This is a genomic window from Hansschlegelia zhihuaiae, assembly GCF_004103825.1.
GTDB classification, from domain to species: domain Bacteria; phylum Pseudomonadota; class Alphaproteobacteria; order Rhizobiales; family Methylopilaceae; genus Methylopila; species Methylopila zhihuaiae.
The window spans coordinates 26,629-50,873 of the sequence record NZ_RYFI01000012.1; the positions used below are offsets into that span (position 1 = coordinate 26,629).

29 protein-coding genes are annotated in these 24,245 nt (G+C 67.0%); 15 read left to right on the forward strand and 14 right to left on the reverse strand.

Going from position 1 to position 24,245, the window contains the following annotated elements; all coding sequences use genetic code 11:
* Window positions 1-11 precede the first annotated feature (11 nt).
* Window positions 12-773 carry an SDR family oxidoreductase gene (locus tag EK403_RS13090; RefSeq protein ID WP_128777931.1) on the forward strand — a complete coding sequence of 254 codons (762 nt, stop codon included), beginning with the start codon at window positions 12-14 and terminating at the stop codon, window positions 771-773.
* Window positions 774-810: 37 nt separating this feature from the next.
* Here the strand turns inward: EK403_RS13090 and EK403_RS13095 are convergent, their stop codons facing one another.
* Together EK403_RS13095 and EK403_RS13100 are read right to left on the reverse strand one after the other, a co-directional pair.
* Complete coding sequence (locus EK403_RS13095) at window positions 811-1,545, reverse strand: LrgB family protein (RefSeq protein WP_128777932.1); 735 nt, start codon at window positions 1,543-1,545, stop codon at window positions 811-813.
* The gene (locus EK403_RS13100; protein WP_128777933.1) at window positions 1,542-1,937 is read right to left on the reverse strand and encodes a CidA/LrgA family protein; all 396 of its coding nucleotides are present in this window, start codon (window positions 1,935-1,937) and stop codon (window positions 1,542-1,544) included. Before EK403_RS13100 ends, EK403_RS13095 begins: the two co-directional genes overlap by 4 nt.
* A 69-nt stretch (window positions 1,938-2,006) precedes the next feature.
* Here EK403_RS13100 and EK403_RS23640 point away from each other — a divergent pair, with 69 nt between their 5' ends.
* The gene (locus EK403_RS23640; RefSeq protein ID WP_280986670.1) at window positions 2,007-2,138 is read left to right on the forward strand and encodes a hypothetical protein; all 132 of its coding nucleotides are present in this window, start codon (window positions 2,007-2,009) and stop codon (window positions 2,136-2,138) included.
* On the opposite strand, the gene EK403_RS13105 is transcribed toward EK403_RS23640, so the two are convergent.
* The 3 genes from EK403_RS13105 to EK403_RS13115 all read right to left on the reverse strand — a co-directional run bounded on the left by EK403_RS13105 (window position 2,118) and on the right by EK403_RS13115 (window position 5,034).
* Window positions 2,118-3,107 (reverse strand): acetamidase/formamidase family protein, encoded by a 990-nt coding sequence (locus tag EK403_RS13105; RefSeq protein ID WP_128777934.1) that lies wholly within the window; start codon window positions 3,105-3,107, stop codon window positions 2,118-2,120. The genes EK403_RS23640 and EK403_RS13105 overlap by 21 nt on opposite strands.
* 125 nt (window positions 3,108-3,232) lie before the next feature.
* Window positions 3,233-3,880 (reverse strand): ANTAR domain-containing response regulator, encoded by a 648-nt coding sequence (locus EK403_RS13110; protein ID WP_128777935.1) that lies wholly within the window; start codon window positions 3,878-3,880, stop codon window positions 3,233-3,235.
* On the reverse strand, window positions 3,877-5,034 hold the full coding sequence (locus EK403_RS13115) for a transporter substrate-binding domain-containing protein (protein WP_128777936.1): 1,158 nt from the start codon (window positions 5,032-5,034) through the stop codon (window positions 3,877-3,879). Before EK403_RS13115 ends, EK403_RS13110 begins: the two co-directional genes overlap by 4 nt.
* A 513-nt stretch (window positions 5,035-5,547) precedes the next feature.
* Here EK403_RS13115 and nthB point away from each other — a divergent pair.
* From nthB to EK403_RS13155, 8 genes are all read left to right on the forward strand, one after another.
* Window positions 5,548-6,222 carry a nitrile hydratase subunit beta gene (gene nthB / locus EK403_RS13120; RefSeq protein WP_128777937.1) on the forward strand — a complete coding sequence of 225 codons (675 nt, stop codon included), beginning with the start codon at window positions 5,548-5,550 and terminating at the stop codon, window positions 6,220-6,222.
* A gap of 68 nt (window positions 6,223-6,290) precedes the next feature.
* The gene (nthA, locus tag EK403_RS13125; RefSeq protein WP_128777938.1) at window positions 6,291-6,911 is read left to right on the forward strand and encodes a nitrile hydratase subunit alpha; all 621 of its coding nucleotides are present in this window, start codon (window positions 6,291-6,293) and stop codon (window positions 6,909-6,911) included.
* Between the two features lie 14 nt (window positions 6,912-6,925).
* Window positions 6,926-7,264 (forward strand): nitrile hydratase accessory protein, encoded by a 339-nt coding sequence (locus EK403_RS13130; RefSeq protein ID WP_128777939.1) that lies wholly within the window; start codon window positions 6,926-6,928, stop codon window positions 7,262-7,264.
* A gap of 102 nt (window positions 7,265-7,366) precedes the next feature.
* On the forward strand, window positions 7,367-7,888 hold the full coding sequence (locus EK403_RS13135) for a DUF1097 domain-containing protein (RefSeq protein WP_128777940.1): 522 nt from the start codon (window positions 7,367-7,369) through the stop codon (window positions 7,886-7,888).
* Between the two features lie 71 nt (window positions 7,889-7,959).
* Entirely contained in the window at window positions 7,960-8,181 is a 222-nt protein-coding gene (locus tag EK403_RS13140; protein WP_128777941.1) for a CbtB domain-containing protein, read from the forward strand.
* 11 nt (window positions 8,182-8,192) lie between these two features.
* A complete protein-coding gene (locus EK403_RS13145) occupies window positions 8,193-8,945 on the forward strand; it encodes a CbtA family protein (protein ID WP_128777942.1) in 753 nt (250 codons plus the stop codon).
* Window positions 8,942-9,613 carry a hypothetical protein gene (locus EK403_RS13150; RefSeq protein ID WP_128777943.1) on the forward strand — a complete coding sequence of 224 codons (672 nt, stop codon included), beginning with the start codon at window positions 8,942-8,944 and terminating at the stop codon, window positions 9,611-9,613. Before EK403_RS13145 ends, EK403_RS13150 begins: the two co-directional genes overlap by 4 nt.
* A gap of 25 nt (window positions 9,614-9,638) precedes the next feature.
* A complete protein-coding gene (locus EK403_RS13155) occupies window positions 9,639-10,244 on the forward strand; it encodes a histidine phosphatase family protein (protein WP_128777944.1) in 606 nt (201 codons plus the stop codon).
* A gap of 87 nt (window positions 10,245-10,331) precedes the next feature.
* On the opposite strand, the gene EK403_RS13160 is transcribed toward EK403_RS13155, so the two are convergent.
* Genes EK403_RS13160 through EK403_RS13180 form a run of 5 tightly spaced genes read right to left on the reverse strand, consistent with a single transcriptional unit; the run spans window position 10,332 to window position 16,097 of the window.
* Window positions 10,332-11,075, reverse strand: a complete 744-nt coding sequence (locus tag EK403_RS13160; RefSeq protein WP_164919597.1) for an SDR family NAD(P)-dependent oxidoreductase — start codon at window positions 11,073-11,075, stop codon at window positions 10,332-10,334.
* Window positions 11,076-11,089: 14 nt separating this feature from the next.
* Complete coding sequence (locus EK403_RS13165) at window positions 11,090-12,430, reverse strand: MFS transporter (RefSeq protein ID WP_245479685.1); 1,341 nt, start codon at window positions 12,428-12,430, stop codon at window positions 11,090-11,092.
* 22 nt (window positions 12,431-12,452) lie between these two features.
* The gene (locus EK403_RS13170) at window positions 12,453-13,280 is read right to left on the reverse strand and encodes a 3-oxoadipate:acetyl-CoA acetyltransferase (RefSeq protein ID WP_128777945.1); all 828 of its coding nucleotides are present in this window, start codon (window positions 13,278-13,280) and stop codon (window positions 12,453-12,455) included.
* A 19-nt stretch (window positions 13,281-13,299) separates the two neighbouring features.
* Window positions 13,300-14,742 carry a pyruvate carboxylase subunit B gene (locus tag EK403_RS13175; RefSeq protein WP_128777946.1) on the reverse strand — a complete coding sequence of 481 codons (1,443 nt, stop codon included), beginning with the start codon at window positions 14,740-14,742 and terminating at the stop codon, window positions 13,300-13,302.
* Window positions 14,739-16,097, reverse strand: a complete 1,359-nt coding sequence (locus EK403_RS13180) for an acetyl-CoA carboxylase biotin carboxylase subunit (RefSeq protein ID WP_206659545.1) — start codon at window positions 16,095-16,097, stop codon at window positions 14,739-14,741. The genes EK403_RS13175 and EK403_RS13180 overlap by 4 nt, the downstream gene beginning before the upstream one ends.
* A 92-nt stretch (window positions 16,098-16,189) precedes the next feature.
* Here EK403_RS13180 and EK403_RS13185 point away from each other — a divergent pair, with 92 nt between their 5' ends.
* The 5 genes from EK403_RS13185 to EK403_RS13205 all read left to right on the forward strand — a co-directional run bounded on the left by EK403_RS13185 (window position 16,190) and on the right by EK403_RS13205 (window position 20,538).
* Entirely contained in the window at window positions 16,190-17,074 is an 885-nt protein-coding gene (locus EK403_RS13185; protein WP_128777948.1) for an IclR family transcriptional regulator, read from the forward strand.
* Window positions 17,071-17,559: an acetyl-CoA carboxylase biotin carboxyl carrier protein gene (gene accB / locus EK403_RS13190; RefSeq protein WP_128777949.1), complete on the forward strand. Its 489-nt coding sequence runs from the start codon at window positions 17,071-17,073 to the stop codon at window positions 17,557-17,559. The genes EK403_RS13185 and accB overlap by 4 nt, the downstream gene beginning before the upstream one ends.
* 64 nt (window positions 17,560-17,623) lie before the next feature.
* Window positions 17,624-18,901 (forward strand): ABC transporter substrate-binding protein, encoded by a 1,278-nt coding sequence (locus tag EK403_RS13195; protein WP_128777950.1) that lies wholly within the window; start codon window positions 17,624-17,626, stop codon window positions 18,899-18,901.
* A gap of 40 nt (window positions 18,902-18,941) precedes the next feature.
* Complete coding sequence (locus EK403_RS13200) at window positions 18,942-19,748, forward strand: ABC transporter permease (RefSeq protein WP_128777951.1); 807 nt, start codon at window positions 18,942-18,944, stop codon at window positions 19,746-19,748.
* 22 nt (window positions 19,749-19,770) lie between these two features.
* The gene (locus tag EK403_RS13205; protein WP_128777952.1) at window positions 19,771-20,538 is read left to right on the forward strand and encodes an ABC transporter ATP-binding protein; all 768 of its coding nucleotides are present in this window, start codon (window positions 19,771-19,773) and stop codon (window positions 20,536-20,538) included.
* A 188-nt stretch (window positions 20,539-20,726) separates the two neighbouring features.
* Here the strand turns inward: EK403_RS13205 and EK403_RS13210 are convergent, their stop codons facing one another.
* From EK403_RS13210 to EK403_RS13225, 4 genes are read right to left on the reverse strand one after another with little or no spacing between them, the layout of a single operon-like run.
* Window positions 20,727-21,602, reverse strand: coding sequence for an ABC transporter ATP-binding protein (locus EK403_RS13210; protein ID WP_128777953.1), 876 nt, complete (start codon window positions 21,600-21,602; stop codon window positions 20,727-20,729).
* Complete coding sequence (locus EK403_RS13215) at window positions 21,599-22,426, reverse strand: ABC transporter permease (RefSeq protein ID WP_128777954.1); 828 nt, start codon at window positions 22,424-22,426, stop codon at window positions 21,599-21,601. The genes EK403_RS13210 and EK403_RS13215 overlap by 4 nt, the downstream gene beginning before the upstream one ends.
* Before the next feature lie 4 nt (window positions 22,427-22,430).
* Complete coding sequence (locus tag EK403_RS13220; RefSeq protein WP_128777955.1) at window positions 22,431-23,300, reverse strand: ABC transporter ATP-binding protein; 870 nt, start codon at window positions 23,298-23,300, stop codon at window positions 22,431-22,433.
* Window positions 23,297-24,190, reverse strand: coding sequence for an ABC transporter permease (locus EK403_RS13225; protein WP_128777956.1), 894 nt, complete (start codon window positions 24,188-24,190; stop codon window positions 23,297-23,299). Before EK403_RS13225 ends, EK403_RS13220 begins: the two co-directional genes overlap by 4 nt.
* Between the last annotated feature and the right edge of the window lie 55 nt (window positions 24,191-24,245).

The window sequence follows — 24,245 nt, forward strand, 5'->3', positions numbered from 1 at the left end:
AGGTTCGCTAGATGAACACCGTCCCGGAGGCGCCGCTCATTCTGATCACGGGCGGAGGTCGTGGCGTCGGCGCGGCGACTGCGCGGCTCGCCGCCGCACGAGGTTACGACGTGGCGATCAGCTTCGTCTCCAACGAGTCCGCCGCCCTTGCGGTGGCGGCAGATGTGGAGGCTGTCGGGCGCCGGGCGTTGGCCGTGCGCGCAGACAGCGCGGATCCGGAGCAGGTCGCCCAGTTGTTCGCCGCGATCGACCGGACGTTCGGCCGGATCGACGTGCTGGTGAACAACGCGGCGATAATCGCACGGCAGTCCCGGCTGGAAGATCTCGAATTCGAGCGGTTGCAGCGCATCTTCGCGGTCAACGCGATCGGCCCCATCCTCTGTGCGCAGCAGGCGGCGAAGCGCATGTCGTATCGTCACAACGGGCGGGGCGGCGTCGTGATCAACATCTCCTCGGCGTCGGCCCGGCTCGGCAGTCCGAACGAATATGTCGACTACGCCGCCTCGAAGGGCGCCCTTGAGACATTCTCTGTCGGCTTCGCCAAGGAAGTCGCGCGGGAGGGGATACGCGTCGCCTGCATTCGCCCTGGGCACATCTACACCGACATGCATGCGAGCGGCGGAGAGCCGGGACGGGTGGATCGCATCAAGGACTCGATCCCCATGGGAAGAGGCGGTCAGCCTGTAGAGGTAGCGCGCGCGATCCTGTGGCTGGCGAGCGCCGAGGCTTCGTTCGTCACCAACACGTTCCTCGATGTCACCGGCGGCAAGTGAGCGACAGCGGCCAACAGACTTGATCGGACGGCGATCTCTAGAGACCGAGCAGCTTCATCAGCGGCGCGGCGATCAGCGCGGTCAGGACCGCGTTCAGCGCCATGGCGAGCCCCGCAAAGGCGCCAGCAGCGTCGTTCACCAGGAACGCGCGCGCCGTGCCGATGCCGTGCGAGGCGAGCCCCGCCGCAAAGCCCCGGGCCGCGAAGTCCTTGATCCGGAGCGCGTTCATCAACGGCGTCACGATGATCGCTCCCGTGACGCCGGTCGAGATCGCGAAGACGGCCGTGAGGCCCGGATCCGCCCGGATCTGCTCCGCGATTCCGAGCGCGATGCTGACCGTCACGGACTTGGGCGCAAGCGCCGCCACGATGCCGGCGTCGAGGCCACAGAGCGTGGCGAGCCCGATCACGGACAGGCACGCGACCGGCGCGCCGACCAGCAGCGCCGCTGCGATCGGAAGCGCGTCGCGCCGCACCAGATGGCGGTTGCGGTAGAGCGAGACGCCCAGCGCGACAGTCGCGGGGCCGAGCGCGAAATGCACGAACTGCGCGCCTTCGAAATAGGTCCGGTAGTCCGTCTCGGTGAGCCGCAGCACGATGACGATCGCGATGATCGACAGCAGCACCGGATTGACGAGCGGATTGAAGCGCGCGAGCGCCGCGAGCCGCTGGGCGGCCAGGAACACCCCGATCGTGACGGTGAGCCACAGCAGCGGGTTCGTGGAGAGGAAGACCCACAGCTCGAAGAACCGCTCCGGGGTCGGGCTCGTCATGGGCGCCCGTCCTTGTGCAGGCGCCGCGCCACCAGCCGGAAGGTCGCGACCGTGACGATGAGGGTGATGACCGTAGAGCCGACCAGCGCGGCCGCCACCGCGATCAGTTGGCCGTCGAGCGCCTGATAGCTCTGCGCGATCCCGACGCCAGCGGGCACGAACAGCAAACCGAGATGACGCAGCAACCCGTCCGCGGCCTCGCCCACCGCGCCCTGGCGATCATCGGCGACGGTCTCGTCGTCACGGCCACGGACAAGACGGTTTCGGACGAACAGGGCCGACAGCAGCAGCAGAACGCCAATCACCGGCCCTGGAACCGGCAGGCCAAGGGCGCGCGCGGCCGCCTCGCCTATGAGCTGACAGAAAAGAAGGAGAAACAGACCCAGAAGCACGAACGACCTGCATGTCGCAGTTTCGAATAGGTAAGCTAGCGCTCAAAGGGCTACCGAAGCGCGACCGCCATGCAAAGCGCCGAGCATGCCGATCGCTCGGCGGCTCGGCAGCGCAGTTTCTCTGTCAGCATGGGCTTTGCCGCCTGGGCCGAGGAGCCCTCGCCGACGCTGTTCGACGTTCTAAACCAGCAAGGTTTTTGATACGGAAGCGCCCAAAGTGTATTTGGGATCCACCATGTTCCCGACACGCAGCTTACCGGCCTGGGTGAGCAGCATATAGGCGTCCAGTTCGTCATACCCGTAATCGGCCGCCATCCAACGGACGAGCTCGCGGTAGGCGATTCTTGCGGCGTCCTCCATCGGGCGGGCTGATCCGATCGTCATGATCGATCCTTCGGTTTCGAGCCGTGGCCAACGAAACGTCCAGTTCTTGATGAGGTCGATCTGGATTGTGGTTACGGTCGGGTGCTCGATTGCGAAACCGCAGATTTCGCCGTCGCCCTGCGTTGCGTGGCAGTCGCCGAGGTAGAGCAACCCGCCTGGCGCGTGGACTGGAAGATAGATGACCGCGCCCGGCGCGACGTCCGGCAGGTCCATGTTGCCGCCGTAATAGTCCGGGACGAGCGACGAGATCGCCTCGATCTCAGGCGAAGTCCCGATCGTCCCGATGAAGGGCTGGTATGGTAGGGTGATCTTTTCGTTCCACACCACGCCCCTCTCCGTCGTGACCTCGACCTTCTTCACGATCTCGGGCAGCGGCGGGTTGAGGATCGCCGTGTCGCCAGTGCCGACGAGGCCGCCGAACTCCGGCATGATGCATGTCGTGCCGACAGGCTGCGGACCGCGGGGGATGATCTTCTGGATGTGGACCGCGAGGCAGTCGCCCTTCTCGGCGCCGTTGACGTGGATCGGACCGTTCTGCGGATTGAGGAAGGGGAAGTTCAGGATCGCGCTCGGGCTGTCGCTCTCTGTCTTGATCCGCCCTTCCATGGCGTCGTGGGTTTCAGCGGAAACCACCGCTCCCGGATCAACCCGCAGCACGGGCTCCACGTAGGGGCCGTAGACGTAATGGTATTTGCCCTGTGAGGTCTCCGTGATTGAAAAGCTCTGACCGGGCTGTCCCTTGGCCAGGCCGCGCTTGGTCATGATCGATGTTTCAAGCCAGTTCATTTGACCGGTCTCCTGTTGGGGAGGGCGGGCTGGCGTCGGTGGCAGCCGTCGTCCTTGAAGCGCAAGAACGCCGCCCCGTGCGGACCACGGGCGTCAGGCGACTGCGTCGTCGTTTTCGGTGAACGTCAGCGCCGCGCGAGCGTCGGTTCGTCGGCGTCCGGGGCAGTTCCGGTCGGCTCTGATCGGCAGGCGAGATGCTGTTCGCAGTAGTCCTCGAGACTGAGACGGCTCCGCATGCTGTCCCGTCTCAGGATCGCGTACGCCTCGTCGTCGTCGACGGCGCGCAACTCCATGATCCGGACGATCGTCTTGATCACCAACCGGCGCCGTCGGCGCCGATCCCGATGCTCGCCGAGCTGGTCCAGGACGGTCTTGCGCTGAAGGAACTGGTTCACGCCGAGAAAGAGCGTGGTGTAGACAGCGCCGGCATAGACCGGTTTGCGCAGGAAGGCGGTCGCGCCTTGGTTCATTAGCGCCTTCAGGCGGCTCGGGGCTTCGACGCCCACAAGTCCAATGACGGCCGCGGGCGGCAGCCCGTTGACGAACCGGTCCGGCGACAGCACCGCGGCGAGATCGCCGTCGATGAAAAGAACGTCACGATCGAACGCGAAGTCCGCGACGCGCACGGCGCCCTCGACCGAAGGAAGCGCCGGCCCGTGTACGACAAGGCCGAGCTTCGTCAGCACGGACGCCAGGGTGTCGATTCCGCCTTCGCGAGACGCGAAGATGGTGGCGTTCATGCCGCGAAAATTCTGGAGAAGCGCCGGGGTCATGAGCTCACCACCCGCAGGCGGGACGCGGGCGCGCCCCATGCGTCTGTCGCGTTGAACCGGACAAGGTACGGGTCCGGTCGGATCGCTATGGGCTGCTGCCTGATCACGTCGAAGGTCGCGTCGGAGCGCGAACGACCAATTCTGGGCGTCAGGTGGAGGTGCATCGTTTCGCCATCGACGAGAACTTCGCCCTGTGGCGCATTGAGACGCTGGCTCGCCAGGGCCCGGCGCACCGGTCCGACTTCGTCGGAGCCGGCTTGCGCCACCGCCGCCGCGAGGAGCTTCACCGCGATGTACGAGGCTTCGCCGTCAGCCGACGTCCATGGCTTGTCCGGATAGGCGGCGGCGTAGTTCGCGACGAACGCGTCGTTCTCCGGGGTCGCCAGCGACGAGAAATAGACGCTTGAGCTGATATGGCCGTCCATCGCTCCGAGGCCGATATCGATGAGATCCGGCTCGGAGAGGTTGCAGCTCGCGATCGGCATGACCGACGGCTGGTCGATCCCCTGGGCAAGGCAGGCCTCGCGGAGCCTGCGGATGAAAACGTAATTGCTTACGCCGATCAGGGACGAGAACACGAAGCTCGGCCGGGCCGCCAGGATCGCATCGACAGTCTTGTCGAAATCAGTCTCGCCGACCGACAGATAGCGCTCCGCCACCACGACGCCGCCTCGGGCGGCGACGACCTCACGCAGGATCCGGTTGTTTTCCCAAGCCCAGATATAGTTCGAGCCGACGCAGAAGGCCCGGTCCCCGAAAGACGACATCAAATGATCGATTAGCGGCAGGATGTGCTGATTCGGCGCTGCGCCCGTGTAGACGACATTGTCCGAGCTCTCGAACCCCTCGTAATGAGACGGGTACCAGAGCATTCCATCGTGCTTCTCGAAGACGGGGATGACTTCCTTCCGGCTCGACGAGGTGTAGCAGCCGACGACTTGACGGATGCCGCCTGTCAGGAGCTTCGAACTCAGAGATCCGTAGCGCGCGAGGTCGCCTTCCGGATTGACGATCTCCGGTTCAAGCCGGACGCCGCCGCCCCTGTTGACTTCGGAGACCGCGAGCAACGCCCCGTTCAGCATCGAGCACGCCACGGTGCTGTAAGGCCCGGTCGTCGAGAACATCAGACCGATGCGGAACGTCGGGTTTGTCATTGCGCGTCGCACAAAAAAGCCCTCGAGCCGGTGAGGCTTGAGGGCGTCGCTGCCTAACGCGAGCAGAAGCTCGCGCCGATGATATTCTCGAAGAATTGGCGCTCATTTGAGCAGCTTTGCTCTGCGCCTAACACTTAGGCTCCACCCACGCGTTCGACTTGTCAAGCGCCGATCGCGCCGACAGACGACAAGGTCCTGCGCAGATCGGGTTAAAATATGTGCTTGACAGTTTTTTGAGCCGCCGCCAATCTCATTTCATGCGTCGAGCAAGGCTGCTCATGTAGACGCAAGTCATGCTCATCATAGGAATTCGGCACAGTCGCCCGCAGCTAGATGCTGACGGGCTTTTTTGCGTCTGACGGTCGCAAGCACCGCCGCAAGAGAGCCGGGCATCTTGGATTTTACTCGCCTGCGTCCGGCAGCGCCCAATGCGCTCGGCCGCAGTCCTGTTTCAAGTGAGGCGGCGGCTCCGGTGGGATCCGTTCAGCGCCGATCGACCGCGGAGGCTACAGCGTGAAAATCCAGCATTTCCTTGGGGGCATCGAAAACCTCGGACCCGTCTCTGTCGAAAAACGCGTGTTCGTGGAGCCCTGGGAGGCCCAGCTCTTCGCGGTCCACACGACCATGATGGGCACGGGCATCTGGGCTTGGCCCGACCTGCGCGTCCTGGCGGAATCGATGAATCCGCTCGATTACTTCAAGTATCGCTATTATATCAAATGGCTGGGCGGCATGTGCCACTTCCTCGTCTCCAAAAACTATATCTCGGAGAAGGAGCTCGAGGAAAAAACGAAATACTATCTGGACAATCCAGAGGCGAAGCAGCCGAACGCCGGAAATGGCGATATCACCGAGAAGGTGATCAATTACTTCTATACGGGCGCCAACCCCTATCGCGACGTCGCGGTGAACCCGATCTTCAAGGTCGGCGACACTGTGCGGGTCAAGGACATGCCGCCGGTCGTGCACACCCGGCTGCCCGGCTACCTCCGCAACAAGGTCGGCGTCGTCGAGACCGTCTACAAAGGCGCGTATCTCTACGCGGACAATGTGCCCACCGACGGCATCTGCACCGCCCAGCCGGTCTATCTCATCAAGTTCAAGACCCGCGACCTGTGGAACGACATCCCGGACAAGGGGGACGTTCTCTACAACGACTGCTTCGAGGTCTACCTCGAGGCGGCGTAACCGGTCCCCTTACATCACCTCATCCAGTGAACGCAGGCGGATACTATCCGTCGAACAAGGCCAGATCCATGAGTGACGATCACGACCACGACCACCATCACCACCTTCGCGAAAGCGAGAGCTACTACGCCGCGCGCACCAAGGCGCTGGAGTCCCTGTTCCGTGAGAAGGGGCTCATCGGGACCGACACTGTCGACCGGGTCATCAACTTCTTCGAACACGAAATGGGGCCGTTCAACGGCGCCAAGGTCGTGGCCAAGGCCTGGACCGATCCGGCCTTCAAGGGCCGCCTGCTCGCCGACGCCAACAAGGCGATCGCGGAGCTCGGCATGCGCGACGGCATCGAGGGAGAGAACCTCAAGGTCGTCGAGAACAAGCCGGGCACGCATAACGTGGTCTGCTGCACGCTGTGCTCCTGCTGGCCATGGCCGCTGCTCGGCCTTCCGCCTTACTGGTTCAAGGATCCGGTGTTCCGCGCCCGCGTCGTCCGCGAGCCGCGCGGCGTCCTGTCCGACTTCGGCGTGACGCTGCCGGACGACCACAAGATCGAGATCTGGGATTCGAGCGCGCAGGTCCGTTATTTCGTGATCCCGGAGCGTCCCGCCGGCACTGAAGGCTGGACCGAGGAGAAGCTCGCCGCCCTGGTCTCGACCGAGGCCATGCAGGGTCTCGGCCTGGCGACGGCCTGACGGGAGGAACAGTCATGGACGCCTATGTCGACGAGCTCACCGGCCGCGAGGCCATTCCGCGGAACTGCGAGAGCCTGAAGTTCGACGAGCCGTGGCAGGGCCGCGCCTTCGGCATGGTGCTCGCGCTCGCGGAGGCCAAGTCCTACCCGTACGAAGACTTCCGCCAGAGCCTGATCAGCACGATCGGCGATTGGGACAAAACCCATGAGCCCGGCGACGAGACCTGGAGCTACTACCAGCAGTGGCTCGCGGCGTTCGAGAAGCTCGCGCTCGACAAGGGCCTGATCAATTCCGACGAGCTTGATCGCCGGACCGAAGAGTTCCTGCGCCGGACCCGCGACGAAGTGATCTGAACCGACCGGAGCTCGGCGCTCCGGCTTCTTCCAACCGGCGCGCCGCGCGCGCGCCGGAACGGGAGCACCTTGCCCTCTCGCAGCCTGGAAAGGCGCACCGCAATGATCATTCCTCTCGCCATCAGCGTGGGCCTGCTCGGGGGCGTCTGCACCTGGCTGTTCCTCGCGACCGACGCCTTCCTCATCTGGGCGGCCTTCGCGGCCTGGGCGTGTTTCTATCATTCGGGCGGCGACGCCGCGGCGTTCCGGACGACCATCGTCTCGAACCTCTTCGGCGTATTCATCGCCTGGGCGGCCGGACTGGTTCTTGCGACGGTCGCCCCGGGGCCTGCGCTCGGCGCGACGATCGTCGCCGCCTCGATCGCGATCTACATCCTCGCCGCCTATATCCCCGCGTTCTCGTCGATACCGGCCGTGACCTACGGCTACGCCTGCACGTTCTCGTTTCTCACGCAGAACGCCGACGCCTTCACGCCTGCCGTCATGCTTTCGGCTTCCGGCCGGAACGCGCTGCTGATCGTGCCCTTCTCCATGATCATCGGGGCCTGCTTCGCCTACGCCTCGGCCCTCCTCGCCGCGAAGATCCACCAGTTCGCGCCGAAGGGAACCGCCGGCGCCTCCTGACGCAAAACTCGCGTCGCCCACCGGCGCGAGCTCGCGTGGTCACCTGCAACGCAACATTCCGGAGTTCGACAATGAGCAACGCCGCATTCGCAACCACCGCGCCGGCGACGTCCCGCGCAGAGCCGATCCCTGTCGGAACGATCCTGCCCTGGGCGGTCTTCGCCAGTCTCATGCTTCTCCTCGCCGTCTACTTCGTCGGCGCCGAGGAAGGCGCGACGTCGCTGATCGGCGGATCCTACGTGCACGAATTCGTGCACGACGGCCGCCACCTCCTCGGCTTCCCCTGTCACTGAAGGAGGGCGAGATGGTCGGCAATCTCCTGCTAAGGGGCATGATGATCGGCGTGCTCGCCGGCCTTCTCGCCTTCTGCTTCGCAAAGACCTTCGGCGAACCGTGGGTCGACTACGCGATCGCCTTCGAGGAGCACCCGAGCCACGCCGCGGCTGGCGCGGCCGAAGAGCCCGAGATCGTGAGCCGGCAGACCCAGGCGGGCTTCGGGCTCCTGACCGGCCTGCTCGTCTACGGCGCAGCGATCGGGGGCCTGTTGGCGCTCGCCTTCGCCTTCGCCGACGGGCGGCTCGGGCGGCTCAGCTCGCGGTCCGTCGCGGCCGTCATCGCAGCGCTTGGGTATGTGGCGATCGTGCTCGTCCCCCAGCTCAAATATCCGGCCAATCCGCCGGCGGTCGGCAGCGCCGACACCATCGTCGCGCGCACGGAGCTCTTCTTCGTGATGCTCGCCTTTTCGGTCGCGCTGATGATCGCGGCGGCGATGTTCGGCCGGCGCCTTTCGGAACGCTTCGGCGGATGGAACGGCGCCACGGTGGCGGCGGGCGTCTACCTCGCCATCATGACCGTGATGTTCGCCGCCCTTCCGAACATCGAGGAGATCCCGGCGTCTTTCTCGCCCGGGGCGCTCTGGAACTTCCGGGTGGCGTCGATCGGCGTCCAGACGGTGCTCTGGGCGTCCATCGGGCTTGGCTTTGGCGCGGTCGCCGAGTTCAGCGCCCGTCACAGAAGCGTTCCGGGCAAGGTCGTCGGAGCGGCCGCCTCGCGATGACGACCGGTTCGATCCTCAGCGGGCTGTTCAAACGGCCTGAGCGTCTGGCTCAGGTCGTCGCGCTCGTTCTGTCGCTGACGGCTCCGACATTCGCGCTCGCCCATTCGGGCGGCGCGTCGCCGGCGGGAGGAGCGGGGCTGGCGATCGCCGCGATCTCTCATGGCGAGATGGCGCTGATCGACGAGCACCTGCAGGAGATCGTCTCGCTTGCGAAGGTCCAGACCGCGAGCGACGGGCCGGTCCGGCGGCTCCTCAATTACTACAACGTCCAGCTCGCCTACTGTTTCTGGGGGCTGGCGCCCGGCGGCGTCTTGCGCGAGGAGAGCCCGTTCAACCCCTGCGCTCACGCCTATCTCGCCGCCGCAAAGGCGCTGCTCCTAATGATGGCCAAGGAACCGGCGAGCCAGGGGCCGGCGGCCGACATTCTTTCGCGCCTCGAACAGCGCCGACAGGCCATGCCGGAAGCCGGCGCGATCTGTTCGTCGAGCGACCAAGGCTTCAACACGTCGGCGATCGTCAGGCCGGCCTTCTCGGACGTCGTCGCGGATCCGGCGACCCGCTTCGTCGGAGCGGGAGGGCTCCTGGCCATGCTTGGGCTGGGCTTGGCCTTCACCGCCACCCGACGGAAGACGAGCCGGAGCAAGGAGCGGCAGTTCCGACCATCGTAACCAGGCCGCTCGACGCAAGGTCGGCATGGCCCGAACATTCGGCTCGATGCACAGGCTCACACTTATCTGCGCCGCCAGGCTGCGGCGTCCGGTGTTCCCCGGCGCCGAAAGTCTGGACGAGACCGCCATCGCGCGCATCGGCGTCGCAGACCCGCGTCTCCGGGCGGCGGATCGGACATGGTGCGGGCCCGACGCGATGACGCGAAGGAGCGCGGCTGCGCTCGGCCTCGACCCAACGCTTCAGCAGGCGCTCGCCGAGGTCGACTACGGCTCGTGGCGTGGACGTTCGTTGGACGACCTCGCCACCTCCCAACCGGATGCGGTCCAGCTGTGGGTCGACGACCCGTTTTCTGCTCCCCACGGCGGCGAAACTATCGCGCATCTGCTCAATCGAGTCGGCAATTGGCTCACCGAAATCCGCGCGCTGAGGGGAATGTCGGTCGCTGTCGCGCCGGCGTCATTCGTCAAGGCCAGCCTCATTGCAGTCCTTGGGGCCCCGGCCACCTCGTTCGGTCGTGTCGACGCAACCGCCCTGGGAGCGTCGCAGTTCGTCGCCGACGGTCGACGCTGGATTTTGCGGTCATTCAATGAGCGACATCTTGGCGACAAGAGCGAGCACCCGCGGCGGTAGGGACCGTCGGAGCCGGGATCGAGCTCATGACCGCTACGGGTCGGCCTGCGACTGAGCTGACTGCCGCCTTGCGACGGCATGGGACGCTCACGTGGTCAGAAGCCCGCCGTCGACCGGCAGCACGGCGCCGGTGATGAAGCTCGCGCGATCGGAGGCAAGGAACGCCACCGCGTCCGCGATGTCCGACGGCGTCGCCAGGCGCCGCAGCGGCACGCGCGCGACGATGCGCGCCCGCGTCTCCTCGGTCAGGCTCTCACGCGTCATCGCGGTTTCGGCGATGGCGGGCGCGATCGCGTTCACGGTCACGCCGGATGGGCCGAACTCGCGGGCGAGCCCGAGCGTCAACGCCACGACGCCCGCCTTGCTCGTCCCGTAGAGCACGTTGCCGACCGAACCGCCGCCCCGCGCCGCGGAGATCGACGCTATATTGACGATGCGACCCCGGCCCGCGGCCAGCATCGGCCTGGAGGCGGCGCGGCAGCAATTCAACACGCCCGTGAGGTTGACGGCCGAGACCGCCTCCCAGTCCGCGGCGGACGACTCCACGAAGCTCTGCGTGCGCAGCACGCCGGCATTGCAGACCACGACGTCGAGCCGCTTCTCTGCGCGCAGGATCTCCTGAAACGCCTCCTCCACGCCGACCGCTTCGGCGACGTCGAGCCGGACGGCCCGGTCAGAGGTTCCGTCGGGCAGGGCGGCGGCGGTCCGACCGGCGGCGTCGAAATCCCGGTCCGCGATCCAGACCCGGCAGCCTTCCAGAGCCAGCGTCTCCGCGATCGCGGCGCCGATGCCGGCAGCGCCGCCGGTGACGACGGCGACGCGATCCTTCAATCCGAGATCCACGCCTAAGAACCCGGCGCGCCGCCGGGCGCGGCGCGAGCGTCGTCGACCGCCATGTCGCGCCGGTGCGTCTCCTGCATCATGAAGACGCAGACCGCGCTGACGAGGCTCACGCCCAGCACGTAAGAGCAGATGAGCCAGGGCTGCTTGTCGCCGACGCGCAGAAGCTCCGTCGCGATGAGGGGGGTCAGTCCGCTCGCGAAGATTCCGGAGAACTGGTAGACGAACGACACGCCGCTGTAGCGCACCCGCGTGTCGAACAGCTCCGAGAACAGCGCCGCCTGAGGCCCGTAGACGAGCGGGTAGCAGAACGCGAAGGGCAGCGCGATCGCGAGCCAGATCATCTCCGGCTCTCTGGTCTGCATCAGCCAGAAGGCCGGGAAGGTCAGCGCCCCGATCGAGAGCGAGCCGGCGATGAAGACCGCGCGGCGGCCGAAGCGGTCGGACAGCAGGCCGCAGATCGGCAGCATGACAATCATCAGGGCGGAGGCGATGATGACGCCGAGCAGCGCGGTCTGCCGCGGCAGGGCGAGCGCGGTCGTGACATAGGCGATGATGAAGACGCCGAAGATGTTGAACGTGACGCCCTCGATGTAGCGGGCGCCGAGGCCGAGCAGCACGTTGCGCGGATGATGCTTGAGCAGCGCGAGGAACGGCACGGCCGCCTCTTCGCCCCGCTCCTTGATCCGCGCGAAGGCGGGGGTTTCGAGCACCTTGAGCCGGACATAGAGGCCGACCGCGAGCAGCGCCGCGCTGATCAGAAAGGCGACGCGCCACCCCCAGCTCAAGAACTGCTCGTCGGGCAGGAAGGACAGCAGCGAGACCGCGCCGGCGCTGAGCAGCAGGCCCGCCGGCACGCCGATCTGCGGCCAGCTGCCGTAGAAGCCGCGGCGGTTCTCGGGCGCGTGCTCGACCGCCATCAGCACAGCGCCGCCCCATTCGCCGCCGATGCCGAGGCCCTGGAAGATGCGCAGAAGCAGCAGCAGCGCCGGCGCCCAGACGCCGATCGACTCGTAGGTCGGCAGCACGCCGATCAGGCAGGTCGCGACGCCCATGATCAGCAGCGTCAGCACGAGCACGTTCTTGCGCCCGAAACGGTCGCCGAAATGGCCGAAGATGACGCCGCCGACGGGACGCGACACGAAGCCGACGAAGAAGGTCGTGTAGGCCAGCATCGTCCCGACGACCGGATCGAAGTTCGGAAAGAACAGCTTGTTGAAGACGAGCGGCGTCACCACGCCATAGAGGAAGAAATCGTACCACTCGATGGTCGCGCCGATCGCGCTCGCGAAGGCGACCTTCCTGATCGAAGGCGGGGCCTCGTCCATCTCGCTCGCGTCGCTCATCGGCTGCTCCCCCGATCTTTGTCTATGCCGCGAGCGACAGAATCCGCCGCGCCTCCTGGGGCGTCGCCGGCCGGCGACCGAAGCGCGCCGACATCTCGGCGACGCGCGCGACCAGCTCCGCGTTGCTCTTGGCGAGACGATTCTTGTCGAAGCGCAGATTGTCTTCGAGCCCGGTGCGGCAGTGGCCGCCGAGCTCGAGGCACCATTCGTTCATCTCGAGCTGGTGGCGGCCGATTCCCGCGCCCGTCCAGGTTGCGTCAGGCATCAGCTCCTTGAGCTCGGAGACGAGGAATTCGAGCATCCTGCGTCGGGCGGGCAGCGCGTTCGGCACGCCCATCACGAACTGGACATGGGGCGGCGCCTTCAGCAGGCCGCGGTCGAGGAGGTTCTTGGCGTTGTAGAGCATCGCCGAGTCGAACACCTCGATCTCGGGCTTCACGCCATGATCGAGCATGCTCTGGGCGAGGCCTTCCACCAGCTGCGGCGGGTTCTCGTAGATCTGGTTCGGGAAGTTGACCGAGCCGGTCGACAGCGACGCCATGTCGGGCTTCAGCGCGACGCAGCGGCCGCGCTCGCGCTGCTCGCGGCCGCGCCCGCCGGTCGAGTGCTGGACGATCATGCCCGGGCAATGCTTGCGCACGCCCTCCTGCACGGCGGCGAACAGGTCCGGGTCCGAGCTCGGATTCTGGTTGGCGTCGCGCACATGGATGTGGGCGAGCGTCGCGCCCGCCTCGTAGGCCTCATGGGTCGACTCGATCTGCTCGCTCGGCGTCACCGGGACCGCGGGGGAGTCGATCTTCCGCGGCAGCGCGCCGGTGATCGCGACGGTGATGATGACGGGCTCGCTCATGTCGTGACCTTTGACGGGCTCACGCGGCCCGTTCGATGAGATGGAAGGAGGCGATGTCGGGCCGCAGCGCGATCTCCTTCAGGAGCGTCGCGAGCGGCGTCTCGGCGAGCGGATAGTCGGTCCTGATCGGGCCGGCGGCGCGCAGCGCCTTGACCTCGCTTTCCGCGTAGAACGCGGCGAGCAGGAGGTCGTCGTCGGACGCGAAGGGGCCGCGCTCGCGCTTCAGCCGCGGGATCGCAGGCTCGAGCAGGTCGCCGGGACGCTCCGTGTTCGGCGCCTCGCCCCGCGTGACGCGGTCGAACACGTTCTGGTCCACAGGCCCGGCGATCTCGCCATAATGGCCGAGCACGTATTTTCGCACCTCGTCGGGGACGGTCGCGTAACGCTCCTTGCCCATGACGTTCAGCACCGACTGGGTCATGACGAACTGGGCGAAGGGGCTGACGATGATCGGGTAGCCAAGCTCGGCCCTGACCCGAGCGGCCTCTTCGAGCACGGCCGGCAGCTTGTTCTCGAGCCCGATGGCCGCGAGCTGCGACTTGATGTTCGAGATCATGCCGCCGGGCATCTGATGCTCGTAGTGGAAGGCGTCGTACTCGACGATGTCGCCAAGCGGCTTGTCCTCGCGCCGAGCGATGTAGCGCAAGCGCTCGGCGACCTCCTCGACCGCCGTCAGATCGATCGGAACGTCGAAGCCGCGCCGGCGGGCGTTCGCCACGAAATGCTCGGTCGCGGGATGCGAGGCGCCGTTGGCGAGCGTCGAGGTCGCGGTGTGGACGACGTCGACGCCGAGCTCGACGGCGCGCGTCACGACATAGGGCGCGAGCCCGGTCAGGCAGTGCGTGTGGATCTGCAGCGGCAGCTCCCCGCAGACGCGTTTGATCGCGGGCGCGAGCGTCTCGATGCGCTCGGGAGTGAGCAGGCCGCTTGCGTCCTTGATGTAGATGGCGTCGACGCCGAGAGCGATCAGCTCTTTGGTTTTTCTTGCGAAATACTCGTCGGTGTGGACGGGGCTCAGCGTGTAGACGACGCCTCCCGCCACATAAAGCCCGACCTGCTTCGCCGCGCGGACAGGCACCTGCATGTTCCGCATGTCGTTCAGCGCGTCGTAGGGGGTGTGGTAGCGCACCCCGTTCGCGAAGATCCGCTCGGCGGTCAGCGCCACGATGTCGTCGGGGAAGAATTCGAAGGTGAAGAGGCTCTGGCTGCGCGTCATCACAATCAGCGGGGTCCGCGTGACCCACTGGCTGAGGATGCGCATGCGCTCCCACGGGTCCTCGCGCAGGTAGCGGACGCAGACGTCGAACACCGCGCCGCCCGCGAGGTCGATCGCCTCGAAGCCCGCCCGGTCGAGCCGCGGCGCGATGTCGGCCATCATCGCGGTCGTCATGCGCGTCGCCCAGAGGCACTGATGCGCGTCGCGCAGCGTGACGTCGATCAGCCTGACGGTTTTCTGGCTCACGCGGCCGCCTCCATGGTCTGGAATTCGGTCTCGACCCAGCGCGTATGGACCGTCGCCTCGGCGAAGGCGCGTGTTCCGATGAGCGCGGCGTGGAACGGGATCGTGGTCGGCGCGCCCGCGACCTCGAAGCGCGCCAGCGCGCCGCGCGCGGTCTCGATCGCCCTGGCCCGGCTCTCGGCCGTCACGATCAGCTTGCCGAGCATCGAGTCGTAGAAGGGCGGGATGCGATAGGTCTCGTAGACATGGCTGTCGAGCCGCACGCCGGCGCCGGTCGGAGGCCGCCAGCGCGTCAGGGTCCCGGGAGCCGGCTGGAAGTTGCGGGCGGCGTCCTCGGCGTTGATGCGGAACTCGATCGCGTAGCGGCCGTCCGGTTCGGGGAAGGCTCCGAACGACAGCGGCTCGCCGGCGGCGACGCGGAACTGCTCGGCCACGAGGTCGGTCCCGGTCAGCATCTCGGTCACCGGATGCTCGACCTGGATGCGGGTGTTCATCTCGATGAAGAAGAACTCAGCCGTCTCGACGTCGTAGATGAATTCGACCGTCCCGGCCCCCTCGTAACGGAGCGCCCGGACCAGCGAAAGCGCGGCGTCCGCCATGCGGCGGCGCGTCTCCGGGCGCAGCGCCGGGGACGGTGCCTCCTCCACGAGCTTCTGATGTCGGCGCTGGACGCTGCAATCGCGCTCCCACAGATGCACGGCGGCGCCGTGGCGGTCGCCGAAGATCTGGATCTCGATGTGCCGGACGCGCGGGAAGAAGCGCTCGAGATAGACGTCCGCCTGGCCAAAGGCCGCGTCGGCCTCGGCGGTCGCCTGCTCGAACTGGGCGCGGAACTCCCCGGCGTGGGCTGCGACCCGCATGCCGCGCCCGCCGCCGCCGCCGCTCGCCTTGAGGAGCAGCGGAAAACCGATCTCGAGCGCGAGCGGTTCGGCGTCCTCGGCACGCACGAAGCCGGTCTCCGAGCCGGGGACCACGGGGACGCCGAGCGCCGCCGCGGCGCGTCGCGCCGCGACCTTGTCGCCCATCGTGGCGATCGCCTCGGCGCTCGGGCCGACGAAGACGACGCCCGCATCGGCGCAGGCGACCGCGAAGTCGGCCTTCTCGGACAGGAACCCGTATCCCGGATAGACCGCGTCGCATCCGGTCGCCCGCGCCACTTCGAGCAGCGCGTCGGACTTGAGATAGCTCGCCTTCGGGGGCGGAGGACCGATGCACACCGCCCGGTCGGCCGCCCAGACATGCGGCGCGTTGACGTCGGCGGACGAATAGACCGCGACGCTCTCCAGTCCGAGCTTGCGGCAGGTCCTGGCCGCCCTGAGCGCGATCTCGCCCCGGTTTGCGATGAGGACGCGTTTCACTCCCTCGGGCCTCTTTTCGAGCCAGTTCACTCTTTCATTATGATCCGAAAATTCATATTGGAAGTTTTTTCGTATCGGCATTTGATAGTTTGATGGCGAAACGCGGCGCATCCCAACCCACCGATCCCGAGCCCGCCGCCGCGAAGGGCGGCTCCGTCGTGCGCCTCGACGAGGCGCTCGGCGGCGCGACGGCGTTGAAGCATTTCGCGTTTCTCGAATGCATCGCCCAGGTGGAGCGGCCCCTGAGCGTCTCCGAACTGAGCGCGCTCCTGAACGTCCCCCAACCGACCGCGCACCGCATCGTCCACATGCTCGAGAGCGAGGGCTTTCTTCAGCGCGAGCCGGGCGTCCGGAAGTATGCGCCCGGCGAGCGGCTCGTGCGGCTCGGCTTCGGCGTGGTGGCGATCTCGGCCCGGACCGCGCCACGCCGCGCGATCCTCGAGGCTGTCTCGAAGGAGATCGGCGAGACCTGCAATTTCGGCATCCGGGTCGGCGGCCACCTGATGTATCTCGACCGCGTCGAGGCCAAGTGGCCGTTCGGGCTGCGCTTCGAGCCGGGCTCGCGCGTGCCGCTTCACTGCACCTCGATGGGCAAGCTGTTCCTGAGCGCGACGCCTACCGCCCAGCGCCGCCGATTGCTCAGCCTCACGTCGCTGCACCGCTACACCGAGAACACCGTCACCGATCCGGCCGCGCTCGAGGACGAACTCGCGCGCATCCGGGCCGAGGACCTCTCGATCGACAATCAGGAGTTCCTGGCCGGCGTGGTGTGCGCCGCGGTGCCGGTCCGCACGCCGAACGGCAAGGTCGTCGCCGGGCTTGCGGTGTCCGCCCCGGTGGCGCGCATGTCGATCGAACAGGCTCGCGGCTGCGCGCCGCTGCTGCGCGAAGCCGCGGCGCAGCTTGGCGCGACCTTCGGGGACTGGACCGCGCAGGGCGCCAACGAACGTAAGAAGCGTCGGGGAGGCGAAGAATGAGCCTGCGCTACGACCAGGTCGCGGAACTGATCAAGATCATCGACGCCAGCGCGTGCGACGATTTCGTGCTGGAGACCGCCGAGCTCAAGCTGTCGCTGAGGCGTCGTGGAGCGGGAGACGCCGCCCTATCCGCGCGGCCGGCCGAGCCGGCCCGCCAGGCCGCAGTCGCTCAGGCGCCCGCCAGCGGCGAGCCTTCGCCGGCGGCCCCGCCTGGCGCTCCAGCAGCCGCGGGCGGCGCGGGTCGCGAGATGCGCGCTCCGATGGTCGGAACGTTCTATCGGGCCCCGTCACCGGAGGCGCCGCCTTTCGTCGATCTCGGCGATCGGGTCACGGTGGGCCAGCCGCTCTGCGTGATCGAGGTGATGAAGCTCTTCACCACGCTGCATGCGGAAGTCGCAGGCACGATCGCCGAGATCGGCGCCGCCAATGGCGAGCTCGTCGAATACGGCGCCGTGCTGTTCGTCATCGAGCCGGAAGGAGCCTGATCCGAAAGCCTGGATCGCATGACCGCCAACGAAAACAAGATCATGTCGCCGGGAGGAAACGGGGATGACCCATCATGTTCGCCGCGCGGTCCTGGCCGCGCTCATAGCGTTCAGCTTCGCCGGCGCGTTCGCCGCGCCGGCCGTCGCGCAGGGCGGCGGCTTCACGCAATGGGGCTGGCCGCAGCCCTATGAGAAGGTCTCACAGAAGTCGGTCGACTGGCTGAAGGAGAAGGGCTGGTGGCCGCTGACCTTCGGCTGGCAGGGCCCGTTCTCGGGCCAGAACACGATCAACGTCGTGCTGTCGAAGACCGACATGCTGCAGAAACGCGGCCTCGAGACCAAGTTCCAGGCCTTCGCGTCCGGCCCGGACGTCAATGAGGCGGTCGCGTCCGGCCGCGTCCAGGTGGGCAATGGCGGCAATTTCCCGTTCACGTCGCTGATCGACCGCGGCTTGCCGGTCAAGGCGCTCGCGGTCGTCGCGCCTAACCTGAAGCACTCGACCGTCGCGCCGAAAGACAGCCCGCTGAAATCGCTGGCCGACCTCAAAGGCAGCAATCCGCCGGCGGTGATCGGCATCGTCACCGGCTCGTCGAGCGAGTTCTACTTCACGCAGGCCGCCGAGACGGTCGGGCTGAAGATCGGCACGGACGTCGTGCTGAAGAACATGCCGCCCTCCGAGCAGATCACGCTGCCGCGCGGCGTCGCGGCGGTCGCGCCCTGGGAGCCGACGGTCACCATCATCACCGAGGAGCGCAAGGCCGGGAAGGAGATCGACACGATCTTCCCATACAATTTCTACGAGGGGCGCTTTTACGTACGGCAGGAGATCATCGACGAGGCGCCCGACGTCGCGCAGGCGATCAGCGACGCCTTCATGGAGGCCTCGCTCTGGATCCGTCTCAAGCCCGACGAGGCGGCCGACATGCTGGCCGCCGAGCCGCTGCTCAAGAATTACGGGCGTGACCTGCTGGTGAAACAGGTCAGGACCTACAACAACCTCTACAAGCCGACCTACAGCTTCCCGCACGCGAAGTTCTGGGGCGAGGAGGACGCCCGCATCGCCAAGTGGCTGAAGGACCGCAACCGCATCCGGCGGCCCCTGACCGCCGAGGACTACGCGAACTCGTTCGACGACCGCTTCATGCGCAAGACGTATGAGAAGCTGGGCTGGACCATCCCCAAGGCGCCGCCGTTCATCCCGGCGGACTGGAAAGGCGAGATCGGCAAGCTTCCTTATCCGCCCTATCCCAATGCCGAGACGCTGAAAGAGCCTCAGATCTGGCCGGAAGCCGGCGATCTGACGCGGGCATGGTCATTCGACGGCAAGTCCTTCGCTCCATGAGGCGCGCCCCCTTCCAGCCGCCCTCGCCGGGCCGTCCGTCGTGACGGCGCCCGATCCGGCGAGGCATTGGCTTCTCCGGGCGCTGTTCCGGTTGCCGAACCTCGCGGCGCTCGTCGGACTGATCCTGCTCTGGGAGTTCGTGGCGAGCGTCTGGCTGCCGCGTTCCGATCCCTACCTGGCGACGCTGATGCCGCCGCCGACGCAGGTGTTCACGACCGCGGTCGAACTCATCCGGTCGGGCGAGCTCGGCTTCCATCTGCTCGCCAGCCTGAAGCGCGAGGCGGTCGCGTTCCTGTTCGCGCTCGCGGCCGTTCCTCTCGGACTGCTGATGGGCTGGTTTCGACCGATCCACGCCCAGCTCGACCCCATCGTCGAGGTGCTGCGGCCGATCCCGCCGCTCGCCTGGATCCCGCTCAGCATCCTGTGGTTCGGCATCGGCGACGCGCAGAACCAGTTCATCATCTTTCTCGGCATGTTCTTCCCGATCCTGATCAACACGATCGACGGGGTCGCCAAGGTCGAGCCGGTGCTCGTGCGCGCGGCGCGGAGTCTGGGGGCCGGCGAGTGGAAGGTCATCAAGCGCGTCGTCCTCAAGGCCGCGCTGCCGCAGATCGTGACCGGGGTGCGGGTCGGCCTCGGCGTCGGCTGGATGGCGCTGGTCGCCGCCGAGCTCGTCGGCGCGAGCTCCGGTCTCGGCTTCATGATCAACGACGCGCGGAGCGTGCTCAGGACCGACATCATCGTGGTCGGCATGATCACGATCGGCTTCGTCGGACTTGTCATCGACATGCTGCTGCGGTTCGCGACCCGGAAGCTGCTGCCGTGGTCGGTTTCGAACGCCAAGTGAAGCGCCAAGCGAGGCCGGCCCCATGGGACGACTATCGATCGAAAACGTCAGCAAGATCTACGGCGACCCGGCGTCGGAGGGCGCCGTGGTGGCGCTCCGGGACGTCAGCCTCGACATTCCGGACCACGCCTTCTGCGCCATTCTCGGCCATTCCGGCTGCGGCAAGACCACGCTTCTCAACATGGTCGCCGGCTTCGAGCGCCCGACCTTCGGCGAGGTGTCGATCGGAGGCGAGCCGGTGTCGCGGCCGGGCTGGCGCAACACCATGATCTTCCAGGAATATGCGCTGTTCCCCTGGATGAACGTGGCCGAGAACATCGAGTTCGGCCTCGAGATGAAGAAGCTGCCCCAGCAGGAGCGCGAGGAGGCGCGGCGGACCTATGTCGACCTCGTCGGCTTGCAGGGCTTCGAGACCAAGTATCCGCGCCAACTCTCCGGCGGCATGCGCCAGCGCGTCGCCATCGCCCGGGCGCTCGCGGTGTGTCCCGAGGTCTTGCTGATGGACGAGCCCTTCGCGGCGCTCGACGCCCAGACGCGCGGCGCGATGCAGGACGAACTGGTGCGCATCTGGCGGCGCGAGCCCAAGACCGTGATGCTGGTCACCCACAGCATCGACGAGGCGATCAAGCTCGCCGACAAGGTGGTCGTGCTGTCGCGCCGGCCCGGCCGCGTGAAAGACGTCGTCGAGATCGGGCTCGAGCGGCCGCGCGACGAGGACCACGCCGACTACATCGCTCTCAGACGGCGGCTCCGCGAGCTGATCTACGACGACTTTGACGAGCGCTCCTGAGCCGCGGGAGCAAGGGACGCCGGAAATGGGCCTCAAGGGCAGGACCGCGGTCGCCGGACGGCGATCTCGAACAGCCCGCGCAGGAGGTCGCCTCATGGAAGCGGTGGTCGCGATTCTTCGAGAACGTGGAATCGGCGCGTAGATGCGGCTGACTGAGTGGTGCGCCGCTCCCCACAGGGCTGGGCGGCCTACTTGGAGCCAGCGGTCACCGCTTCTTTGGAAGCGCGCTCACGAAACGCGCCTCGAAATGACTTCATCGCCTCCTCGTGGAGAACTTCGATCGCCTCGCGCTTGATGTCGTTCGCCCGGTCATCCTCGTAGAGCGTGGCGACCGTGCGAGGACGAGGCAGGTCGATCTCCACCAACCATCGCACGCGCGCCGGCACGTTCGACAGGATGATCAAACGATCCGCGATGAGGATCGCTTCGTCGATCTCGGTGGTGACGAACACGACGGTGCGCGGATTGTCGGCGTAAAGCCGCAGGAAATACTCCTGCATCAGCCCCCTCGTCATGGCGTCGAGGCCGCGGAACGGCTCGTCCAGCAGCATCACGGCGGGATCGTTGATCAAGGCGCGCGCGAGCTCGACGCGGCGCTGCATGCCGCCGGAGAGCTGGCCCGGATATTTCTCCTTGAACGCCGCGAGGCCGACCCGCTCCAGAACGTCCTTCGCGAGCGGCGCGATATCGCGGGAGCCACGGCCGGCCGCGCGCAGCGCGAAGGCGACGTTCTCGTAAACCGTCATCCAGTCGAACAGCGCGGATTCTTGGAAGACCATGAGCCGGTCGGACGCCGGTCCGCGGACCGGCGAGCCGTCAGCCGTGACGGCGCCAGCGTCCGGCTGGTCGAATCCCGCAATCAGCCGCAGCAGGGTCGACTTCCCGCAACCCGATGGCCCGATCACCACATTGAGCCGTCCGGGTTCGATCGTGAGGCTGCAGTCCTCCATGACCGTCTTGGCCAGCCGGCCCTGGCCGTAGGTCTTGGCGACGCGGTGAAGATCGATCCGGCCGCGCGGCGCGGCCGTCTGGTCCGAGGCTCTGCGTTCCGCGACGGCGCTCATCGCGCGTTGATCCAAGGGGTGAGGAGCGCGCCCGCCTTGCGGACCGCCGCGCTGCACAGATAGCCCGCGATCCCGATGCTGATCATGCCCACGATGATGTCGTCGTAGGATCCGCCCAGATAGGAGGCCCAGATGAAGTGGCCGAGGCCGCCGCTGTTGGAGCCCATCGCCGAGGAGCCCGAGATGATCTCGGCGGCGACCACGACCTCCCAGGACAGGCCGATCGCGATCGACGAGGCGACCACGATCGACGGCGCCGTCGCGGGCAGCACGATGCGGCGGAACACCGTCATGCGCGAGGCCCCAAGCGAGCGCGCCGCCTCGACAAAGCGCGGATCGATCGACAGCGCGCCCGAGAGCACGTTGATGGTGATGGTGAAGAACGCGCCCAGGAAGGTGATGAAGGTTATCGCAGCTTCCTGCGTCGGCCAGAAGATGATGGCCGCAGGCACCCAGGCGAGCGGCGGGATCGGCCGGATCACCTCGAACACCGGAAAGGCGATCGCCCGGAAGGTTCGGTTGGTGGCGAACAGCAGGCCGAGCGGCACGGCGGCGGCGAGCGCGATCAGGAAGCCGCCCATGACGCGCACGAAGCTGAGCGCCGAGCTAATCCAGTACCCCGGCTCGACCACCACGCGGCCGGCCGCCATCGCGACCTCGACCGGCGACGGCAGCGCCCCGACGCCCGGCGCCCCGACCCCGGTCCAGTCGTCGAGGCGCGCGCCGAGCTGCCAGAGCACCGCGCAGGCGGCGAGCGCGACGACCGCGCGGCGGAGCGCGTAGGGGCTGCGGGCGACGGCGACGCCGGTGGGTCCTGCGGCCATCGCGTCAGCCCTCCTTGTCGCCTGCCTGGAAGGCGGCGACCGCCTCCTGCCGCACGGCCTCGTGGGCCGCCTCCATCAGCTCGCGAAAGCGCGGGCTGGTGATGACGGAACGGTCCCGCGGGTGTGGGATGTCGACCTCAATGATGGTCTTGGGCCGGCACGGCCGGGCCGTCGAGATCACCAGCTTGTGGCCGAGAAACACCGCCTCTTCGAGGTCGTGGGTGATGAAGAAGATCGTGACCTTGTTGCGGTAGTAGAGCTCGAGCAGCGCCTCGTGCATGACCTGCTTGGTCAAGGCGTCGAGCGCGCGGTAGGGTTCGTCCAGCAGCAGCACGCGCGGCTCGTTGATGACCGCGCGGGCGATCTCCACCCGTCGCCGCATGCCGGACGAGATCTCGCCCGGGAAGCGCTCCGCGACATCGTCGAGGCCGACCTCCGCGAGCAGGCTCCGGGCTCGCGCCTTTGCGGCGGCCTCCGTCATGGTCCCCTGCATCGTGGGGCCGAAGGCGACGTTCTCGAGGTTGGTCTTCCACGGAAACAGGGCGCCGTTCTGGAACACCACGACGCGGTCCGGGCCGGGCGCGGCCATCGGGCGGTCTGGGCCGCAGATGGTCTCGCCGTCGATCAGGATCTCGCCCGACGTGATGTCGTGGAAGCCCGCGATGGCGTTGAGCAGCGAGGTCTTTCCGCAGCCCGACGGGCCGACCACCATGCAGATCTCTCCGGCCGCGACCTCGAACGAGCAGTCGTCGACGGCCGTCACCTGCGAGGCGCCCGAGCCATAGGTCTTGACCACGTTGCGAATGCTGATGGCGCCGCGGGAGGAGGTCTGCGGGGCGCCCCGAGAGGCGGGCTCGAGAGCGAGGTCGGTCATCGCCCGACTCCGATCTCGCGCAACCGCCACGCCATCAGCCGGGCGCCGACCAACCGCACCAGCGCGGAGGACGCATAGCCGACCGCGCCAAGCGTGATCATCCCGATGGCGATCGTCGGATACTGGATCTTGGCGTAGGCGGTGTTGATCAGATAGCCGAGCCCGAACTCGCCGGACACCATCTCGGCCGCGACCAGCGAGAACCACGACACGCCCATCGACACCTGGAGTCCCGTGAAGATGTGCGGCAGCGCGCCGGGCGCCACGATGTGGCGGAAGATCTGGCGGGGGCTGGCCCCGAGGCAGCGCGCAGCGCGCACCACCGAAGGATCGATCGACTGCACGCCCGTCATTGTGTTTAGCGTCGTGACGAAGAAGGCCGCGATGAAGGTCAGGAACACGACCGAGGTCTCGGCGCCGCTGAACAGGATGATCGAGATCGGCACCCAGGCCAGGATCGGCACCGGCCGCAGCGTCTCGAACACCGGGAAGACATACTCCCGGAACCGCTGCGACCAGCCGAGCAGCAGCCCGAGCGGCACGCCGAGCAGGGTCGCGGCCGAGAACGCCGCGACGATCCGTTTCAGGCTGACGAGGATGTGCTGGTAATATTCGGCGGTGAACAGCGAGACGCCATACATCGGGTCAGTGCTCGTCCACTCGACGAAGACCTCGACCAGGCCCGGCAGCTTCGCGAAACGCGGCAGACGCCACACCTCGACCGCCAGATGCCAGGCGAGCAGGAACGCAGCGAAGCCGACAAGGGACAACGGCAGTTTCGGCGACGCCCGAAACGGACGCCGCGCCACGGTCGTCGGAGTAGGCGGGAAGGCGCTCGCCGTCCTGACGGCGCCGTCCGCGCCCAGCGCCTTGGCGTCAATCTCGGTCATGCGTCATTCGATCCATGCGGGGTCTCGTAGAGCGACGGCGGACCTTCCCGCCCGC

Bases quoted from the DNA above. Each gene is read 5' to 3' on its own strand.
- accB (WP_128777949.1), top strand. From the start codon at position 17,071: ATGAGCCTGCGCTACGACCAGGTCGCGGAACTGATCAAGATCATCGAC.
- nthA (WP_128777938.1), top strand. From the start codon at position 6,291: ATGAGTGACGATCACGACCACGACCACCATCACCACCTTCGCGAAAGC.
- EK403_RS13095 (WP_128777932.1), bottom strand. From the start codon at position 1,545: ATGACGAGCCCGACCCCGGAGCGGTTCTTCGAGCTGTGGGTCTTCCTC.
- EK403_RS13135 (WP_128777940.1), top strand. From the start codon at position 7,367: ATGATCATTCCTCTCGCCATCAGCGTGGGCCTGCTCGGGGGCGTCTGC.
- EK403_RS13155 (WP_128777944.1), top strand. From the start codon at position 9,639: ATGGCCCGAACATTCGGCTCGATGCACAGGCTCACACTTATCTGCGCC.
- EK403_RS13225 (WP_128777956.1), bottom strand. From the start codon at position 24,190: ATGACCGAGATTGACGCCAAGGCGCTGGGCGCGGACGGCGCCGTCAGG.
- EK403_RS13205 (WP_128777952.1), top strand. From the start codon at position 19,771: ATGGGACGACTATCGATCGAAAACGTCAGCAAGATCTACGGCGACCCG.
- EK403_RS13185 (WP_128777948.1), top strand. From the start codon at position 16,190: ATGGCGAAACGCGGCGCATCCCAACCCACCGATCCCGAGCCCGCCGCC.
- EK403_RS13145 (WP_128777942.1), top strand. From the start codon at position 8,193: ATGGTCGGCAATCTCCTGCTAAGGGGCATGATGATCGGCGTGCTCGCC.
- EK403_RS13165 (WP_245479685.1), bottom strand. From the start codon at position 12,430: ATGAGCGACGCGAGCGAGATGGACGAGGCCCCGCCTTCGATCAGGAAG.
- EK403_RS13130 (WP_128777939.1), top strand. From the start codon at position 6,926: ATGGACGCCTATGTCGACGAGCTCACCGGCCGCGAGGCCATTCCGCGG.
- EK403_RS23640 (WP_280986670.1), top strand. From the start codon at position 2,007: ATGCAAAGCGCCGAGCATGCCGATCGCTCGGCGGCTCGGCAGCGCAGT.
- EK403_RS13090 (WP_128777931.1), top strand. From the start codon at position 12: ATGAACACCGTCCCGGAGGCGCCGCTCATTCTGATCACGGGCGGAGGT.
- EK403_RS13140 (WP_128777941.1), top strand. From the start codon at position 7,960: ATGAGCAACGCCGCATTCGCAACCACCGCGCCGGCGACGTCCCGCGCA.
- EK403_RS13105 (WP_128777934.1), bottom strand. From the start codon at position 3,107: ATGAACTGGCTTGAAACATCGATCATGACCAAGCGCGGCCTGGCCAAG.
- EK403_RS13170 (WP_128777945.1), bottom strand. From the start codon at position 13,280: ATGAGCGAGCCCGTCATCATCACCGTCGCGATCACCGGCGCGCTGCCG.
- EK403_RS13210 (WP_128777953.1), bottom strand. From the start codon at position 21,602: ATGAGCGCCGTCGCGGAACGCAGAGCCTCGGACCAGACGGCCGCGCCG.
- EK403_RS13115 (WP_128777936.1), bottom strand. From the start codon at position 5,034: ATGACAAACCCGACGTTCCGCATCGGTCTGATGTTCTCGACGACCGGG.
- EK403_RS13150 (WP_128777943.1), top strand. From the start codon at position 8,942: ATGACGACCGGTTCGATCCTCAGCGGGCTGTTCAAACGGCCTGAGCGT.
- EK403_RS13220 (WP_128777955.1), bottom strand. From the start codon at position 23,300: ATGACCGACCTCGCTCTCGAGCCCGCCTCTCGGGGCGCCCCGCAGACC.
- EK403_RS13195 (WP_128777950.1), top strand. From the start codon at position 17,624: ATGACCCATCATGTTCGCCGCGCGGTCCTGGCCGCGCTCATAGCGTTC.
- EK403_RS13110 (WP_128777935.1), bottom strand. From the start codon at position 3,880: ATGACCCCGGCGCTTCTCCAGAATTTTCGCGGCATGAACGCCACCATC.
- EK403_RS13215 (WP_128777954.1), bottom strand. From the start codon at position 22,426: ATGGCCGCAGGACCCACCGGCGTCGCCGTCGCCCGCAGCCCCTACGCG.